Here is a 17,832-nt window from a genome sequence, read left to right as displayed (position 1 = left end):
GCGCGACCTACTCCCTTTTCTACTATCAGAAATTTATTTTATTACTGAGTTACTATGTCTTCTCATACCACAGCGTCTTCTCATACCACAGTGTCCTCTCGTACGACCGCTTCTTTATATCATATGATTTGGGCGAATTATCGTCTGCCTTTTCTCAAAGTCATTCTGCTGAATCTGGTCAATGCTGCTGTCAGTGTCGGTATTATTGCTTATATCAATCACACCTTTATCAGTCAGCCAGTATTTGATACTTTATCTTGGCTCAGCTTGGGGCAGTTTTCACTGCTAATACTATTACTGCTAGTGACGACGTTTTTGTCGCAATATGCCTTAACGCGATTGGGGCATCGATTTGTCTATGAGCTTAGAACCAAATTGGTCAAACAAATCATTGATACCACCGTTCCTCAGATAGACCATTTGGGTAGTGCACGCTTACTTGCCAGCTTATCCTCAGATATTCAATCAATTACCGTTGCTTTTGTCCGTATGCCAGAGCTGGTACAGGGTATTATTTTGTCTGTTGGCGTTGGGCTATATCTGGGCTGGCTGTCGTTGCCATTATTGTTTATTGTCATGTTTTGGATTGTGATGACGATTTGGATAAGTACTATATTGGTCAAGCATGTCTATACGCATTTGACCGAATTAAGAGAGATTAATGACGCGTTATATCAAGATTATCAATCGATAATAGAAGGTCGTAAAGAGCTGGCTCTTAATCAACATCGAGCAGAAAAACTGTATACAGATGATTTTTTGGCTCATGCCAAATCGTACGAGAAGACCGTAACCAAATCTGATACTTTTCATTTATCAGCGGTGAACTGGTCCAATATTATGATGTTCGCATCGATTGGTATCGTGTTTGCAGTGGCCAATTATTTTGATATACCAATGGGAGTTGCCACTACCTTTTCTTTGACGATTTTATTTATGCAGTCGCCGCTCCTACATGCGGTTGGCGCCTACCCAACATTGCAGACTGCTCAAGTTGCGCTAGAAAAGATACAGTCTTTAGAATTGGCCGAGCATCAGCCAAGCTTTGCGACAGACACGGTTGCACAGGACTGGCAGTCCATAACTCTAAATAATATCAATTATCGCTATGTAGGCAGTAGTAATAGCAATAGTAGTCATGCACCAGACATAGCAGTTAATGCTCAAAATAGCGATAACAGTGCTAACAATCAAAACCCTGCCAATAATATCTTAAAGTCCGTCAATTTAACCTTGCAACGAGGTGACGTGGTTTTCTTAATCGGTGCGAATGGTAGCGGTAAATCAACTCTTGCCAAAATCATTACTGGTATCTTTACTCCTACTACAGGAACGGTACAAGTCGATGGACAAAGCGTTAATTCAGAGAACAATGCCGATTTTAGACAGCTGTTTTCTGCGATTTTTAGCGACCAGCATCTATTTAAGCAACTGATTGGAATTCAAGGCAATGAGCCTGATGCGGCCCTAGTGTCTGACTGGCTGCATAAGCTCAATCTACAAGAAAAAGTTAGCGTATCTGACCATAAACTCTCTACAGATAAGCTGTCGCAAGGTCAGAGAAAACGCTTGGCTATGCTAATCGCCGTCGCCGAACAAAAGGACATATTACTGCTCGATGAGTGGGCAGCCGACCAAGACCCTGCCTTTCGCCGCGTATTTTACCAAACGCTCATCCCTGAGCTAAAAGCCATGGGTAAGACACTGTTTATTATTAGTCATGATGATGGTTACTTTGAGCATGCTGATCGATTATTACTGATGAAAGAAGGCCGTCTCATTGAGCTAAATGCCGAAGAGCGACAGCGTGCCAGTAAAGATGCCATTGCTATGCTCAAGTAAGCAATGCTTTAACTACTAGCATGAACCGAGCTATTTCAAGCCCATAAAACGTTTGATCAACTTTAAGCTAAGTAGCAGTTAATCTGAGCATTTTTTGAAATAATCCGTTCTTAAAATCAGCAATTTTTAAGCAAAAAAAGGAGCGCCTTACTATAAGACGCTCCTTTACTATATTGAGAACAACGATATCTTACCGTTCGCTTATTTTAACAACTTCTGCAAAAACCCAACTCGAGAAATCACCAAGAAGTCTAATAGCGCGATAGCTATAATCGCGATAATAGCAGTCGGGAATATGATAGCCACCATTAACAAGGGAATAGCAAGTGGCCACCAGACGGAAACATCTGAGCCGCGAGCTGGTGGGTTTAATCCCACGCTATCGTTTGCATGACGAGGGCGACGCTGCCACCACATGACATAGCCACTGACACACATAGCGATTACCGCTAGGCAAAATAGCACATTAGCCAGTACGCTCCACCATCCGAGCGTGCCCATATGCAGCGCGATACCAGCCGCCATGAATTTACCAAACGCATTATAGTCATCAAAATGAATATCAGCTAAGACATTACCCGAATAACGGTCGATATGTACCGTACGATCTGCTGTCGGACTTTTCATATCATAGCTCATTGAATCTTGGCTAATAGTCCAGACGCCTGTACTACCTTGTGGTAGGTTCAATTGATAACGCCCTACAAAACCGATTTCACGAGCGTAGCGATCCACTGTATCAATCATAATCGGTATATTGGCAGCGATACCATCTTTGCCCTTGGTCGTGCCTGATACAGGCATTGGCGTCAGCTCAAGTACCCAAGGAACTTCTTTGGTGTCGCTTGAGTTTAGAGCACTGCCATGTGTGGGTGCATCAGTATGCGCCTCAGACGCTGCCGCACCATGTACATGCGGCGCTGGTGTAGACTCTTGCATAGCAGCATGTTGACTGTGATCAATCGATACAGGAACAGGTGCAACGCCCCACTTACCCGCAGGGAACTGGCTCCATGCTTGCACCACTCTCTCACCCCACACACCTGCCCATGCCATGCCCGATATACAGAAAAACAGTAGCAGCACAGATATCCAACTACCCAATGTCGCATGAATCGTACGGATAAAAGAGCGTTTTTTCTTATTGGGCGCCCTTTCACTAGGTATCAGCATCGCTTTGACTGATTTACGTTTTTGCCACCACAGATACCAACCAGACAAAATCATCAAAATAGTCAATGAGGCTGCCGTTTCTAACAAATAATCACCAACTTTGCCGATCAGCAAATCACTGTGGATATCATTAAACGTACTATAAAGACCGCTACTGGTAGGCACACTTTGGACGATATCAGCCGTATATGGGTTGACTGCCACCATATTGCTTTGGTCGTCTGATTTTATCTGAAATAAAGCCACTGTATCGGTATCACGAGGGGCGATATATTTAATCAGTGTGCTATCAGGCAAGGTGCTCAGCGCGTTTTTTGCTTGAGTAGAAACAGGTGATTGAACTGTAGACTCTGGCACGATAACCTTTAAGCGGTCGTTATCACGTCCTGCTGTGTTAGACATAAACAGCATACCGAGCGCCGTTATCGCCAAAACAACTAAAAAGGGAGCAACAAAAATACTTGCATAAAAATGCCAACGCCACACTGTGAAATAGCGCTGGTTGTTGGTGGATTGGTTGGAGGGTGTGTCCATAAATGTGACCTTAAACAATCTTTGGTTGCTCAATAAATAACGTAAACCTATCGATAATAATGGTATATCTGCTTGCAAGACCAATCTTAAAAGGTCCCACAAAGAGCTAGCATGACGCCGTACAGTGACGTCAATACAGCGATGTAAAAACTCTTCTGTAAATAATTGTATTCAGAATGCTGCTGCATAATACGAGAAAAGCCTGACAAAAACCATCGTTTAAAATACATCGTTCAAAACAGTAATTCTACGTGACTCTATTCGCAATACTCTGTCTTCAGCCGCTTATTAACAGTGCAAATACTTCTCAAAACTGTCTCGTTGTAATTTTTTAATGATAATAATTATCATTAGTGTTATTATTAGCGTCGTTGTAAGTTTGCTTTAACTGTCACAAATAATATTTAATCATTTTAGTCCAAGAGGAAATCTGATGCGGTCTCATCTAACCACTAACGTCATTCGGAAAAAATATCTCACCACAGCAGTACAAATTGGCCTGATCATGGGTATGAGTCACGCCGCTTACGCTGTAGAGACGACAAACAATACTGAAAACGATGAGGCTGCTACACCATCAGCCACCTTAGATGCTATTACCGTCTACTCAGATGGCTATCGTAGTACTGGCACCAAGACTGCATTGAACCCAAACGATGCGCCAATGAGCTATACCAGAATCGATCAAGACCTGTTGCAAAAGCGTCAGGCAGATAGCGTCAATGCTGCCCTACGTTATGAGCCAGGCGTAAGCTCTGAGAGCCGCGGTACAGTATCTGTCTTTGATGAGTACAATATCCGTGGGTTTAAGACCTATTCCAATTTTTATGACGGACTAAGACTGCCCTACGATGGCGCTTGGAATCTGATGCCACAAGTCGATGTCTATGCGACTGAAGCGGTAGAAGTCGTGAAAGGTCCTGCTTCATCCCTTTATGGCTATGCAGCTCCCGGTGGTATGGTGAACCAAATAGCCAAAGCCCCTAAGAGCACTCAAGAAAATGAAGTGCAGCTACGACTTGGCAATCAAAACCTAAAAGAAGTGGCCGTCGATAGCACGGGGCCTATCACAGACACCTTGAACTATCGCTTAGTCGCGCTAAAACGCCAAAAAGATGGTCAAATGCAAACCACAGAAGAAGAGCGATTGCTGATTAATCCATCGCTTGAATGGCAGGCGACGGATGATGTCTCAGTACTTGCTAATCTGTTTTATCAAGATGATCCAGAGATGGTACCTTCTACCCCATTGCCTGCTGTCGGCACCGTCTATAATGCAAGCTATGGCAAGCTCGACAGTGATGCCTATGCAGGCGATAAATGGAATAAGTTTAGTAAAGAAGTATTTATGCCAAGCGTCACCGTAAACTGGGATATCAATGACCAGTTAACTTTTAAACATATCATGCGCTATACCGATGCCGAGGCGCAGCAACGCAATATGTATAACAGTGGAGGATTTGTAGAGGGCAGTGACACGATTCTCAATCGCGTGGCTTATACCACGGATGAGAGCATGAATAACTGGACCACAGATAACCAACTGGCCTATAAATTCAATACAACTAACACCTCACACAATCTACTGTTCGGTGTTGAGTATCAAGAGACAGATAGCAGCGCGACTTACTATGATGCTGGGGCAGATGGTACGCCAAATCTTGATTTATCTAATCCAGATTATTCACAAATCAATACTGACACTCTGCCATTAGATGCTTATCGTCAAGAGGAAGATATCGAACAAAGCCAACTTGGTTTTTATGTACAAGATGAAATGAAGTGGAAAGGCTGGACTGTAGTGGCAGGCTTACGTCACGATAATTTTGACAGTATCACTGAGCAAACCAAAGCCACTGAAGGCGTCATCTATAGCGACAAAACAATTGACAATGATGCCTCAGAAACCAGTGGTCGTTTCGCTGCTATTTATGACTTTGGTAATGGCTTCTCCCCTTATGCCAGCTACTCGCAGTCGTTCCAGCCTGTGGTCGGTAGTAACTTTATTACCAATGAACCATTTAAGCCAACCACTGCCGATCAAGTAGAAGCTGGGGTGAAGTACTTGTCAAAAGATCGTGCCACTCAAGGAACGCTTGCCGTATTTGATATCACACAAAAAAACGTCGTAGTAGCGGATGAAATCAACTACAGAAGCCAAACGCAAACTGGTGAAGTTGAATCAAAAGGCTTTGAGATATCAGGTAGTCGCATGCTCAATGACTGGGTAGATCTTGCGGCAAGCTACAGCTATACCGATGCTGAGATCACAGAAGATGAGTTCAACCCTGATGTAGTCGGTAACACCCCTGCCCAAACTGCCAAACACAAAGCCACGCTATGGGCAGACTACTATGCCACAGACAAACTCACTCTAAATGCTGGCATTCGCTACGAAGACGGTATGCAGATTGACAAGCAAAACTCAGATGAACTGCCAAGCGTAACGCTGGTAGATGTCGGCGGTAGCTATCAGATAAACCCTATGCTGGCTGTGGGTGCGAGTATCAACAATCTGTTCGATAAGACCTATGTTGGTGCTTGTTACGACATCAATAACTGCTGGATGGGACCTGAACGTCAAATATCAGTCAGCCTAAAAGCCAATTTTTAATAAATACTACAGACAGCGGGTTGGTTCTATTAGTAAGCTAACCCCTAACCCCCTAACCCGCTGTTAGAAGGAAAGCACAATATGGCAAAACCTACTCCAAGAGTACTAGAAGTTATTGGCACTAGATACATTACGCCAAATATGTGCCGTGTCACGCTTGGCGGTGCTGGCATGGTTGATTTTCCTATCGATCAAGAAAGTGCTTATATCAAACTGATATTCCCTCAAGATGCAGGTAGCCGCCCACTGATGCGTACTTATACGGTAAGCGTGCAACGTGATGACGCAATAGATGTTGATTTTGCTTTGCATGAGACGGAGGGACCTGCATCGGCATGGGCACGAAATGCTCAAGCCGGTGATCAAATTCTAATAGGTGGTCCAGGGCCAAAGAAACTCATTAACAATGAAGCAGATTGGTTTTTATTAGTCGGTGATATGACCGCGCTACCAGCGATTACGGTCAACTTAGCCCAGTTGCCTACTGAAGCTCGTGGTTACGCAGTACTTGAGGTGACGACTGAAGCAGACCGTCAGACGCTCAAAAAACCAGAGAACGTCGAGATACATTGGGTGATTAATGCGCATCCAAATGCAGATGATAGTCCTTTACTGGACTGTGTTAGATCATTAAATTGGCTTGATGGTCAACCTGCTGTATGGGCTGCGTGTGAGTTTCATAGCATGCGTGCACTGCGCCAGTACTTCAAAGTTGAGCGCGCGATACCAAAGACGCATTTGTATGTTTCTAGCTACTGGAAAGTCGATAGCACAGAAGATCAGCATAAAATCGTCAAAAGTCAGGATGCGCAAACGGAAGATCAGTAAATACGCATTTCGAAAAAAAAGGAGGGGCTAAGATTAGCCCCTCCTTTTTTTATCAATCATTATCTATCACGCTTCGACTACCTTTTCTTCTTTAACCCGACTAATCGTCAGCCCCGTAAACCCGAATAGCAGTGTCAACAGTAACGACAAATAACAGAAGAACGCATAAGGCAGATAATCTAATACCGGTACCCCTAACGCCTGACTGATAAACACCCCGCACACACTCCAAGGCACTAATGGATTAATCACCGTTCCTGCATCCTCAATCGTCCGCGACAAATTCTTTGGATGTAGATGTAAGCGCTCAAACGTCGAACGAAAGGCCGTACCAGACAATAGAATACTCAAATACTGCTCACCAATCAGCACGTTAATGCTCAATGCCGACATCGCTGCGGCAAAAATAGCTCGTCCTGATGTCGTGAGTGTGTCCTTAATACCAGATAGCAGTGCAGGCAAAATCCCTAATGCCGTTAGTAACCCGCCCAAACTCAATGCCAGTATCACAATCGCCTGTGTGAAAAACATACTCTGTACACCGCCGCGCGATAGCATACCACCTACTTCCCCTAGCTCTAATGACTCAGCAGGAGCATAGCCTGCAAACAAGTAACCACCCAATTGACCAAAGCTTGGTGAGCTATGTACATAAGTAATGATCAATGCCACTGCTATAGTACAGATAATCGTATAGATCGCATTGACCCGAAACAGTGCTAGCCCAACCAATACCACAAACGGCAGTACCGAATACCCATGTACCAAACCACTGTCTATCAGCTGACCTTGCAATATCGTCACTTGACTTAGATCAGCGCTAGTCGTCTGTCCTGAGAACATCCAAAACAAAATCACTGTCAATATCCACGCAGGTACTGTCGTATACATCATATTACGAATGTGCTCAAACAGATCGATACCAACAACCGAAGACGCAATGGTACAAGTATCAGACAAGGGCGACATCTTATCACCGAAGAACGCCCCTGATACTATCGCACCCGCTGCTATCGCCACATTGGCATCAAAGGCATTACTCATCCCAATAAAGGCCACACCCAAGGTAGCTGCAGTCGTCAAACTACTACCCAAAGCAATACCGATGATAGAGGTTAAGATAAAGGCAGAGATATAGTAGTACTCAGGTGATATCAGCTGAAAGCCTACATACATCAGTGTGGGAATCGCTCCTGACATCATCAGAGCCGCAACCATCAGTCCAATAAAGAAGAACAAATAGATGGCACCGATACCACGCATGACACCTGAGGCCATTTGCGCTTGCATGTCATCAAAGCTGAGTCCTTTATACATACCAATAGCCAGTAGCACACAGATAGCTAGAATAAGAGACAGATGAGGCACCCAGCCAAAGCCGATCATGGTGATGCCCATGATACCGATGACAATGGCGGATATGATAAAGGCGAGCTTGGCACTGATTAATGTGAGGGGTTTTGGTGGCATGACACATCCTTAAAATGCCAGTAAATACTGGCACTAAATTGGGTTTGATTTTAATTTTAATGGTAGAAGTATGGTTAAAGTGATTTGCTAGTGAAGCAACTTATTACTTACCCAGTAAGTCATCGGTCTTAGCTGCCATGACAAAATCATTGCGATGCAAACCCTTGATACTATGCGACCACCAAGTGACCGTAGCCTTACCCCACTCTACCAATATCCCCGGATGATGCCCTTCTGCTTCAGCGATGTCTGCCAGTTGATTGGCAAATGCCATTGCTGAGACGAAGTTTTTAAATTTATACTGACGCTGCAACTGCTGAATACCATCCACCTCAATTAATGACCAATCAGGAATTTGCGGTAATAGTTCTTGTGCTTCGGCTTCATCAACTTTCGGTGCGCCAATGCGGCAGGCTTCGCAGCTGTTTTGTGATAGTGCTGTCATAATAAAATCCTTTTATAGTGGCTGTTTTTGATGTCTGTTTTTAATGGTTGTTTTGATAGCTACTTTCTAATACTCGTACGTTCATGTTGATATAGCTGTATTGCTATCTCAATATTCCGCACTGAAGTGTTGGTTTTCATGTTTAATTTTGAATTGACGTCTTTAACGAGTTTTTTCTGGATAGGTCGGCTCAAATAGTCCAAGCGACATAGCTTTTTTGACCGCACCCATGATGTCACTATTGACGATATCAAATAAGGTATCTAATTCATCAATGACATAGTAGATCGGCTGTATCTGATCGATACGATAAGGTGTACGCAACACATCGAGCAAATCAAACGCTCGGTGCTCAGGTTGAGACTGAGGTTGAGATTGCGGCTTATTTTGAGCGATTGAAAGCTCTTGCGGCATCCGATCAAGTGCGTAGATCGTTTCAGAAGGTGAGCTCAATATACCGCCGCCATAGATTCTACGATTTTCCACGCGACTGCCGACCAATCCAAACTCAATGGTAAACCAATACAGTCGTGCTAAAAACCAGCGCTCCTCTTTCGTTGCGCGAAGACCAAGCTTACCATACGTTTCATTGAAAGCTGCAAACGCAGGATGGGTCAACAGCGGACAATGCCCAACGATTTCATGGAAAATATCAGGCTCTTCAATATAGTCCATATCATCGAATCGACGAATAAACGTCGCTACAGGAAAGGACTTATTGGCCAGTAATTTGAAAAATTTACCAAAGCTGATTAATGCAGGCACAGCGGCGGTCTGCCAACCTGTGGTCGCTTGCAATACCTCATCGATATCATGTAACTGCGGGATATGCGTCGTCGGTAAGTTCAACTTAGTCAAACCCTCTAGATATGCAGTACACGCACGATTGGGCGTTTGTTCCGCTTGACGTGCCAGCAGCGCTTGCCACATCGCATGCTCATCATCACTATAGTGAATATGACCATAACTATCTGGCTGGTGTGAGATATAGGGCTGTTTTTTATTTGTCGCGTTAGAATGACTGGACGCATCGTTGCTTTGCTTATTAGTCGCAACGCTATTGGTACCGATGGCAGTATTAAGAGAGTCTATCTGTGATAGGCGTTCCATGCCTGTATTCCTTTTATCGCAATGAGAGCATTACCTTTGCAATCGTACTGTTAGGTAATACTCCTATTAAGGACAACACAAACTCCTTTTGTCTTGTCCAATTGTTAGATGTGGTTTAAGCGTTAGATAATATTATAGGGTTTCAGTCTCTGGCTGACCGACTGTGCCGCGACGTACTTGATCGCGCTCTATCGATTCAAACAACGCTTTAAAGTTACCTTCACCAAAGCCATCTGCATAATCGCCTTTACGCTGAATAAACTCAAAGAATACTGGGCTACCTAAGATGGTTTCAGAGAAAATCTGTAGTAGCAGACGCGGTGCACCGCCTTCTGTCGTACCGTCCAACAAGATACCGCGCGTTTGCAAGTCAGCGATATTTTCACCATGGTTTGGCAAACGCTCGCTCAGCATTTCATAGTAAGCAGCATTTGGTGCGGTCATAAGCGGAATACCAGCCGCTTTTAGCTTATCGATACTGGCAAACAAGTCATCACTGGCTAGAGCAATATGCTGAATACCTTCGCCATTGAAGTGCATTAGGTACTCTTCGATTTGGCCACCGCCCTGCTTGGCTTCTTCATTCAGTGGAATACGGATTTTTCCATCAGGTGCGGTCATAGCTTTACTGGTTAGCCCTGTGTACTCACCTTTGATATCAAAGTAACGAATCTCGCGGAAATTAAAGATACGCTCATAGAATTTTGCCCAGTACGCCATGCGTCCACGATAGACGTTATGTGTTAGATGATCGATAACTTTGAAGCCATAACCGACAGGGTTTCTGTCGATATCTGCAAAGAACTCAAAGTCGACATCATAGATAGATTCTCCATCTTTATAACGGTCAATCAGATAGATTAGTGAGCCGCCAATGCCTTTGATAGCAGGCAACCTAAGCTCCATTACTCCAGTTGGTACGTCTACTGGCTGTGCGCCCATTTCAACCGCACGCTCATACGCTTTTTTGGCATCTTTTACCCGAAAGCCCATACTACAAGCACCTGCGCCATGCTCTTCAACGAAATAACTGGCTTGGCTTTTTGGTTCGCGGTTTAGGATAAGGTTGATATCACCTTGACGATATAGCGCAACGTCTTTTGAGCGATGATTGGCGACATGGGCAAAACCAAGCTGCTTAAACAATGCGTCGACTGCATCAGGTTGCGGAGAAGCAAACTCGACAAAATCAAATCCATTTAGTCCCATTGGGTTATCAAATAAATCTGCCATTGTAATTATCCTTAATTTCAATTGGTGGTGAAAAGTCGATCAATAGTAAAAGTCTATAAAACGATTAATAATCAATCTTTATTGTTGACGTTGTATTTATATTAGATTAGCTTTATTTATAAGACTAATTGTTTTTTATGATTTATTTATCAGGTTTACTTATGAATATAAGCATTCGCCAATTGACCGCATTTATCAAAGTCGCTGACAACGGCAGCTTTACTCGTGCCAGCGAACAGATGTATTTGACCCAATCTGCTGTTAGTGGATTGATTAAGGAATTAGAGACTGACCTCGGTATCGTGCTGTTTGATCGCACCACTCGCCAGTTGTCTCTGTCAGCAGTAGGACGGCATCTACTACCACAAGCGCGGCGTATCTTGAATGAGATGCAGCTGTTTGAAAATGAAGCGAGTAGCTTGACCAGCTTGGCCCAAGGTCAGGTACGCTTGGCGGTATCACAGTTTGCAGCATCTTCCCTACCTGCCGTCATCGCTCAATTTGCCAAAGAATATCCCAATATTGGTGTCTCACTATTGGACTGTTCAGCAGAAAACTTGCTTAAGCATATCCAAGATATCGAAGTCGATTTAGGGGTTGGTACCGAGCTTGGCTTTATAGAAACTGAAGATGACATCAGGGCTGACTTGTTATATCAGCTACCATTTTGCGTGGTTATGCCAGACAATCATGCACTGGCACAAAGAGACGAAATCACTTGGCAAGATTTATTAGAAACGCCGCTGATTACTTTACAAGGTCCGTTCCTAGATCAAGTAACCGCAGAGCTCGATGATTCTATCTCCGCTCATGTGCAACAAGCCCGCTACAAGGTGAATTTTATGTCCACCGCGCTTGAGATGACGCGCCAAGGCTTTGGTATTACGCTGTGTCTGCCCTATATGCCTGAAGTTATTGATTGGGTCAGCGCCAATGGTCTGCTGATGCGACCACTCACTCAACCAGTCAAAATGCGGCAATTTTTTATCTATCAGCGTGCCTCACGAGCGCTCTCTCCGGCGACAATTGCTTTTAAGCAGTTTTTGCAAACCTATTTTGCGACCCATTATAACGACCTACATCACTCTGACTCATCATCTAGCGAATGACGTATAGCATGTCAAATGCGCTTGATAAGTAGAGAAACAATCTATTTGGCTATTTATTTTATTAATTGCCACATATAACCCACTCTCGTGTTGAGTTCAGCCGCGATTTGCTCTATGATTTTCGGCTGCTCGATTTATATTTTTATAAGGAAATGGCATGTTTGAACGTATCGATTATTACGCTGGTGATCCAATCTTAGGTCTTATGGAAAAATACTCAGCAGATAGCAATCCTAACAAGGTCAATTTAGGTATTGGTATTTATTATGATGAGAATGGCGTACTGCCTGTACTCGACTGTGTAAAAACAGCCGAAGAGCGTATTGCTGATCCTATCGCACCGCGTCCATACTTACCAATGGCAGGTCTACCAGGCCACCGTAAAGGCTGTCAGGAATTACTGTTTGGTAAAGACGCCCAGATTTTAAAAGATGGCTTGGTCGCTACTATCGCTACAATCGGTGGTTCTGGCGCGCTAAAAGTCGGTGCTGAATTTATTCATGACTGGTTCCCACAAGCTAAGTGCTATGTGAGCGATCCGACATGGGGCAACCATATTGCTATCTTTGAAGGCTCTGATGTAGAAGTCGGTAAATACCCGTACTACGACAAAGCCAACAGCAGCATCAAATTTGATGAAATGATTGCGTTTTTTGAAACATTGAACAAAAATGACGTCATTTTGCTACACCCATGCTGCCACAACCCAACTGGTATGGATTTGACCCAAGCGCAATGGGATACCGTACTCAACGTCGTGAAGGCGCGTGAGCTGATTCCATTCATGGACATCGCTTATCAAGGGTTTGGCGAAGACATGGACAGCGACGCTTACGCTATTCGTAAAGCGGTTGAGATGGGCTTGCCATTGTTTGTCAGCAACTCATTCTCTAAAAACTTGTCGCTATACGGCGAGCGCGTCGGCGGCCTATCAGTCGTCTGCCCAACCGTAGACGAAACCGAGCGCGTATTCGGTCAGCTAAACGCAACCGTACGCCGTATCTACTCAAGCCCGCCATCACATGGTGGACGCGTGGTCGATATCGTCATGAACGATGAAGCACTACATGAGCAATGGGTTGGCGAAGTTTATGCGATGCGCGACCGTATCAAAGGGATGCGCCTAAAGCTAAAGTCAGTGTTAGAAGCTAAAATCCCTAACCGTAACTTTGATTACATCACTCGTCAAAACGGTATGTTTAGCTTTACTGGTCTCACGCCTGAGCAAGTCGAGCGTTTACAGACTGAGTTTGGTATCTATATGGTCTCTAACTCACGTATGTGTGTGGCTGGCCTAAATACCAGCAACATCGACTATGTGGCCAATGCCATGGCAGACGTCTTAAAAGACTAATTAGTCCAAGTTACTTAACATGTTAATCAATACGTAACTTGATAAAAAATAAACGCGTATAAGAAAGGCTGAGCGATTGCTCGGCCTTTTTTGTGCCTAGCATTTAATCAAAATTATTTCGTCAAAATTATTTTATTAAAATCATCTAGTCAGAACCGTTTAGCTAAAACACCAACAACAACTTTTAAGGCAGCCTTTTAACAAAAGACATTGCACAAAAAACTTGCAATCCATATATCAATAAATTACATTATACGTAAGTGATTAATTATAACGTAATTCATAATTTATATTAGCAAGGAGCAAATCATGTCAACGACTGACAGCACCCTCACCTCTTTTATCGATATCGCTGCTGACTCTGACTTTTCTATTCACAATCTTCCTTATGGCATCTTTAGCGTTACCAAAGACGCTGCTAGTGATAACAAGCGCCGTGCAGGCGTTGCCATCGGTGAGCATGTGCTCGACTTGTCTGCACTAGAGACAGAAGGGTTATTAAGTTTGGACGGTGGTCCTTATTTTGACCAGTCCACTCTAAATGCTTTTATTGATTCTGGTCGAGACAATTGGACGCAGGCACGCACAACCATTCAGACACTGCTGTCTAATGACAATGATACGTTACGTGACAATACAGACTTACAGAAAAAGGTGCTGTTTAAGCAAGCAGACGTCACCATGCATTTGCCAGTGCAAGTACCGGGCTTTACCGATTTTTATTCTTCTAAAGAGCACGCGACCAACGTCGGCACCATGTTCCGTGATCCAAACAACGCCCTGCTACCTAACTGGACCGAAATGCCTGTTGGTTATAATGGACGCGCCAGTACCGTCATCGTCAGTGGAACTGATATCGTACGTCCATCAGGTCAGCTAAAGCCTAGCCCTGATGAGCGTCCTATTTTTTCTGCCTGTAAGCGCTTGGATTTTGAGCTAGAGACCGCCTTTGTCGTTGGTAAAGGTAATCATATCGGTCAGCCAATCGCCGTAGATGATGCCTCCGATCATATCTTTGGCATGGTGTTGCTCAATGACTGGTCAGCACGAGATATCCAAAAATGGGAATACGTGCCATTAGGTCCATTTAATGCCAAGACCTTTGCCTCCGAGGTTTCTCCTTGGATTGTTACTATGGATGCGTTGGCTCCGTTTAAAACAGCTTGTCCGACTCAAGAACCCAAGCCACTTGCTTATTTAAATGAAAAAGCGAGCGATAACAGCTTTGATATCAATCTATCAGTTGAGTTACTGCCTGAAAATGCGGAAACAGCGACGGTCATTTGCGAGACCAACTTCAAATACATGTACTGGTCAATGGCACAGCAGCTTACCCACCACACCATCACTGGCTGCAAAGTTGAAATCGGTGACATGATGGGCTCAGGTACGATTTCTGGGCCAACGCCTGACTCTTATGGCTCGATGCTAGAGATTGCTTGGAATGCTACCAAACCAGTCACGCTAAAAGGTGGCGAAACACGCAGCTTTATCGAAGATGGTGACACGGTCATCATGAAAGGCTATAGCGAAAAAGACGGCATCCGTGTTGGCTTTGGTGAAGTACGCGGCAAGGTATTACCAGCGCTTAGCTTTGATTTTGACAAGTAGCATTTAAGAAATAACATAGATAGAGAAATAGCAAAATAGGCGTGAAAATTCTCATGCAGGCGGATAGGAAGACAAACGCATTCACCTACTCATCGTTATGTGAATACAGCCAAATGAGTAACACGTCTTATCAAAAGGAGTTTGATATGAGCTTTCAAATTGAGAAAATTCATCATGTGGCTTACCGCTGCAAAGATGCCAAAGAAACCGTTGAATGGTATAAAAAAAATCTAAATATGGATTTCATCTTGGCATTCGCAGAAGACCATGTGCCTTCGACCAAAGCCTTTGACCCCTATATGCACGTCTTTTTGGACGCTGGTAATGGCAATGTTTTAGCGTTCTTTGAAGTACCCAATCAACCTGAGATGGGCTTTGATCCAAATACCCCAAGCTGGGTGCAGCACTTAGCGCTAAAGGTTAAGGACCGTGACGAGCTAATCGTTGCCAAAGAGCATTTAGAAAATGCCGGCATTGATGTCATTGGCGTGACCAATCACGGCATCTTTCACTCGATTTATTTCTTTGATCCCAATGGTCATCGTCTAGAGCTGACCTATGATGATCCAACCTCAGAAGACAAAGTATCGATGATTACAGATGCCATCAAGCAAGACATGCTAGATGAGTGGTCTCGTACCAAACGCGCCCCAGCACATACACAGTTTTTGCATAGTGATGAGTTGGCTGAAGCACGCGAAGTTGCTCCTGTCGGCGAGTGACACAGAACATTAGAGTATCTTTAGAAATAAATTCTCTAAAGATATTTTAATTATGCAATTTGATAACGCTGTGCTATCGCCAGTATTTGCTTAACCACATTATGTTGCTCACTCATAGGCAATTGCTCTGTTGTTCCAATGATAGTGATAGCATATTCTAGCGGTAAATCTTTACTATCAGTTTTGGCACTACTCTTGGATGGTTTAATAGTACTATTGGCAAGCTGCGGCAATATAACGGGAATCGTAATGGCGTTGATCCCCATGAGCATATCGCCCGTCACTGTTGCATAGCCTTGCGTACGAATTTTGGCCTGTAGCTGGGTAAAGTGCTGCCACTTCTCGGCCATATTTGCGGCGGTATTACTCGTATGCCATTCAGCTGTGACCAATGGCTGAATGACGGTATCAGGTTGATAACTGGCAAATAACTGCCCTGTGGCCGATGTCGTCAGAGGCATACGTGAGCCGATGCGAGTGATGATGCTAATCGGACTGTCCGGCTCAACGGACTGAATAATAATAGGGCCTTCGCTAAACCATTTGGCGATTTGTACACCACAGTTTAAGGTGTCTTTGATTTCATTAGCCACTTGCGTGAGACGTACCAAAAGATTGTTTTGGTTGAGTTCCGTATGTCCTAGTGATGCCAATGCATTGACTCTATCACCAAGCCCATAGCGCCCATCATCAAGCTTACGCGCATAGTTTTTGCGGATGAGACTGACCAAGTAACGATGGGATTTTGCTGGGTGCATTTGCATGGCGTCAGCGATATCTTTTAGCATCATAGGCTCATTGCGGTCGATCAGCACATCGAGTATCGACAGCCCAATTTCAAGCGACTGAACCCCACTTTGATTTTTACTGGTGATAGAACTGTCTACAAGGGTTTTGTCTGCTGGCATGATTTGCTCGATTCTGGTGTGCTTGGTTATTTTTAATGATGGTTTGTTTGCTAATGGTTTTTTCAATAAGGGTTTGTTCAATAATGGCTTGCCCGATCAAATATCACTGAGACACAGACCTTACTTCATACTATTTATCTTTATAAAAATACATCAATATAAGGACATGAATCATGATGACACTTTATGGCTACTTTCGTAGTAGCACGTCTTACCGTACTCGTATCGCTATGAATCTAAAAGGCTTAGATTACAATGATATCACGATCAATCTGGCACAGGATGAACAGTTAGAGTCTGCCTTTAAAGCCATTAATCCGCAAGGATTAGTACCTGTCCTACAAGCTGACGATTTACTATTATATCAAAGTCCAGCTATCTTGGAGTGGTTAGAAGAGGTCTACCCTGAGCACGCACTATTACCTAAAGATGCTGCTGGGCGTATGCAGGTACGCGCGCTGAGTGCCATGATTGGTTGCGACATCCATCCAATTAATAATCGCCGCATTTTGCAGTACCTGCGTAATGAGCTGTCAGTAAACGAGGAAGATGTGATTGCATGGTGCAATCGCTGGATCAGTGAAGGTTTTGCCGCTTTAGAGACACGTTTGGCGGCGGATAACAATCGCGGACAATTCTGCTATGGGAACAGTCCTACTCTCGCAGATTGTTATTTGATTCCACAAGTCTCTTCTGCTCGCCGCTTTAAAGTAGACTTGAGTGCTTATCCCAATATCGTCGCTATTGATACTCATTGCCGTACACTAGAAGCATTTGCAGATGCCGATCCTATGATGCAGCCTGATGCGCCGAAAAGTTTATAATTATCAACATATTAAAACGGATAAAAGCGTAGACACAATACCGCAAACAAGTGTA

At 43.9% G+C, this 17,832-nt stretch carries 14 protein-coding genes; 8 read left to right on the top strand and 6 right to left on the bottom strand.

The annotated features are described in order from the left end of the window. Positions 1–54 precede the first annotated feature (54 nt). The gene (locus tag ABFV72_RS02555; RefSeq protein WP_347162302.1) at positions 55–1,842 is read left to right on the top strand and encodes a multidrug ABC transporter permease/ATP-binding protein; all 1,788 of its coding nucleotides are present in this window, start codon (positions 55–57) and stop codon (positions 1,840–1,842) included. Positions 1,843–2,043: 201 nt separating this feature from the next. Here ABFV72_RS02555 and ABFV72_RS02550 read toward each other — a convergent pair whose 3' ends face one another. After that, positions 2,044–3,549, bottom strand: a complete 1,506-nt coding sequence (locus ABFV72_RS02550; RefSeq protein ID WP_347162301.1) for a PepSY-associated TM helix domain-containing protein — start codon at positions 3,547–3,549, stop codon at positions 2,044–2,046. 433 nt (positions 3,550–3,982) lie between these two features. On the opposite strand from ABFV72_RS02550, the gene ABFV72_RS02545 reads away from it, so the two are divergent. After that, positions 3,983–6,163: a TonB-dependent siderophore receptor gene (locus tag ABFV72_RS02545; protein ID WP_347162300.1), complete on the top strand. Its 2,181-nt coding sequence runs from the start codon at positions 3,983–3,985 to the stop codon at positions 6,161–6,163. An 81-nt stretch (positions 6,164–6,244) separates the two neighbouring features. Further along, on the top strand, positions 6,245–6,991 hold the full coding sequence (locus ABFV72_RS02540; RefSeq protein ID WP_347162299.1) for a siderophore-interacting protein: 747 nt from the start codon (positions 6,245–6,247) through the stop codon (positions 6,989–6,991). Positions 6,992–7,057: 66 nt separating this feature from the next. On the opposite strand, the gene ABFV72_RS02535 is transcribed toward ABFV72_RS02540, so the two are convergent. The 4 genes from ABFV72_RS02535 to hppD form a co-directional block, all read right to left on the bottom strand. After that, positions 7,058–8,461, bottom strand: coding sequence for a Na+/H+ antiporter NhaC family protein (locus ABFV72_RS02535; RefSeq protein WP_347162298.1), 1,404 nt, complete (start codon positions 8,459–8,461; stop codon positions 7,058–7,060). Between the two features lie 103 nt (positions 8,462–8,564). After that, positions 8,565–8,906: a 4a-hydroxytetrahydrobiopterin dehydratase gene (locus ABFV72_RS02530; RefSeq protein WP_347162297.1), complete on the bottom strand. Its 342-nt coding sequence runs from the start codon at positions 8,904–8,906 to the stop codon at positions 8,565–8,567. Positions 8,907–9,068: 162 nt separating this feature from the next. Further along, on the bottom strand, positions 9,069–10,016 hold the full coding sequence (phhA, locus tag ABFV72_RS02525) for a phenylalanine 4-monooxygenase (RefSeq protein ID WP_347162296.1): 948 nt from the start codon (positions 10,014–10,016) through the stop codon (positions 9,069–9,071). Between the two features lie 132 nt (positions 10,017–10,148). Further along, complete coding sequence (hppD, locus tag ABFV72_RS02520) at positions 10,149–11,249, bottom strand: 4-hydroxyphenylpyruvate dioxygenase (RefSeq protein WP_347162295.1); 1,101 nt, start codon at positions 11,247–11,249, stop codon at positions 10,149–10,151. A gap of 161 nt (positions 11,250–11,410) precedes the next feature. Between hppD and ABFV72_RS02515 the strand changes: the two genes are divergently transcribed. From ABFV72_RS02515 to ABFV72_RS02500, 4 genes are all read left to right on the top strand, one after another. Then, a complete protein-coding gene (locus ABFV72_RS02515) occupies positions 11,411–12,358 on the top strand; it encodes a LysR family transcriptional regulator (RefSeq protein WP_347162294.1) in 948 nt (315 codons plus the stop codon). Positions 12,359–12,515: 157 nt separating this feature from the next. Beyond that, positions 12,516–13,712 (top strand): amino acid aminotransferase, encoded by a 1,197-nt coding sequence (locus tag ABFV72_RS02510; protein ID WP_347162293.1) that lies wholly within the window; start codon positions 12,516–12,518, stop codon positions 13,710–13,712. 309 nt (positions 13,713–14,021) lie between these two features. Continuing rightward, on the top strand, positions 14,022–15,323 hold the full coding sequence (fahA, locus tag ABFV72_RS02505) for a fumarylacetoacetase (protein ID WP_347162292.1): 1,302 nt from the start codon (positions 14,022–14,024) through the stop codon (positions 15,321–15,323). Positions 15,324–15,469: 146 nt separating this feature from the next. Beyond that, positions 15,470–16,045 (top strand): VOC family protein, encoded by a 576-nt coding sequence (locus tag ABFV72_RS02500; RefSeq protein ID WP_179797180.1) that lies wholly within the window; start codon positions 15,470–15,472, stop codon positions 16,043–16,045. A gap of 50 nt (positions 16,046–16,095) precedes the next feature. Here the strand turns inward: ABFV72_RS02500 and ABFV72_RS02495 are convergent, their stop codons facing one another. After that, positions 16,096–16,953: an IclR family transcriptional regulator gene (locus ABFV72_RS02495; protein ID WP_347162291.1), complete on the bottom strand. Its 858-nt coding sequence runs from the start codon at positions 16,951–16,953 to the stop codon at positions 16,096–16,098. A gap of 176 nt (positions 16,954–17,129) precedes the next feature. On the opposite strand from ABFV72_RS02495, the gene maiA reads away from it, so the two are divergent. Next, on the top strand, positions 17,130–17,777 hold the full coding sequence (gene maiA, locus ABFV72_RS02490) for a maleylacetoacetate isomerase (RefSeq protein WP_347162398.1): 648 nt from the start codon (positions 17,130–17,132) through the stop codon (positions 17,775–17,777). The last annotated feature ends 55 nt before the right edge of the window (positions 17,778–17,832 follow it).

Origin of the sequence: Psychrobacter proteolyticus (genome assembly GCF_039762275.1) — a bacterium.
GTDB classification, from domain to species: Bacteria; Pseudomonadota; Gammaproteobacteria; order Pseudomonadales; family Moraxellaceae; genus Psychrobacter; species Psychrobacter proteolyticus_C.
Note: the sequence above shows the minus strand (reverse complement) of the source record. Positions and strands in the feature narration are given on the sequence as shown.

What these genes read in the sequence shown, in the direction of transcription:
- ABFV72_RS02555 (WP_347162302.1), top strand. Translation starts at nt 55, where the DNA reads ATGTCTTCTCATACCACAGCGTCTTCTCATACCACAGTGTCCTCTCGT.
- ABFV72_RS02550 (WP_347162301.1), bottom strand. Translation starts at nt 3,549, where the DNA reads ATGGACACACCCTCCAACCAATCCACCAACAACCAGCGCTATTTCACA.
- ABFV72_RS02545 (WP_347162300.1), top strand. Translation starts at nt 3,983, where the DNA reads ATGCGGTCTCATCTAACCACTAACGTCATTCGGAAAAAATATCTCACC.
- ABFV72_RS02540 (WP_347162299.1), top strand. Translation starts at nt 6,245, where the DNA reads ATGGCAAAACCTACTCCAAGAGTACTAGAAGTTATTGGCACTAGATAC.
- ABFV72_RS02535 (WP_347162298.1), bottom strand. Translation starts at nt 8,461, where the DNA reads ATGCCACCAAAACCCCTCACATTAATCAGTGCCAAGCTCGCCTTTATC.
- ABFV72_RS02530 (WP_347162297.1), bottom strand. Translation starts at nt 8,906, where the DNA reads ATGACAGCACTATCACAAAACAGCTGCGAAGCCTGCCGCATTGGCGCA.
- phhA (WP_347162296.1), bottom strand. Translation starts at nt 10,016, where the DNA reads ATGGAACGCCTATCACAGATAGACTCTCTTAATACTGCCATCGGTACC.
- hppD (WP_347162295.1), bottom strand. Translation starts at nt 11,249, where the DNA reads ATGGCAGATTTATTTGATAACCCAATGGGACTAAATGGATTTGATTTT.
- ABFV72_RS02515 (WP_347162294.1), top strand. Translation starts at nt 11,411, where the DNA reads ATGAATATAAGCATTCGCCAATTGACCGCATTTATCAAAGTCGCTGAC.
- ABFV72_RS02510 (WP_347162293.1), top strand. Translation starts at nt 12,516, where the DNA reads ATGTTTGAACGTATCGATTATTACGCTGGTGATCCAATCTTAGGTCTT.
- fahA (WP_347162292.1), top strand. Translation starts at nt 14,022, where the DNA reads ATGTCAACGACTGACAGCACCCTCACCTCTTTTATCGATATCGCTGCT.
- ABFV72_RS02500 (WP_179797180.1), top strand. Translation starts at nt 15,470, where the DNA reads ATGAGCTTTCAAATTGAGAAAATTCATCATGTGGCTTACCGCTGCAAA.
- ABFV72_RS02495 (WP_347162291.1), bottom strand. Translation starts at nt 16,953, where the DNA reads ATGCCAGCAGACAAAACCCTTGTAGACAGTTCTATCACCAGTAAAAAT.
- maiA (WP_347162398.1), top strand. Translation starts at nt 17,130, where the DNA reads ATGACACTTTATGGCTACTTTCGTAGTAGCACGTCTTACCGTACTCGT.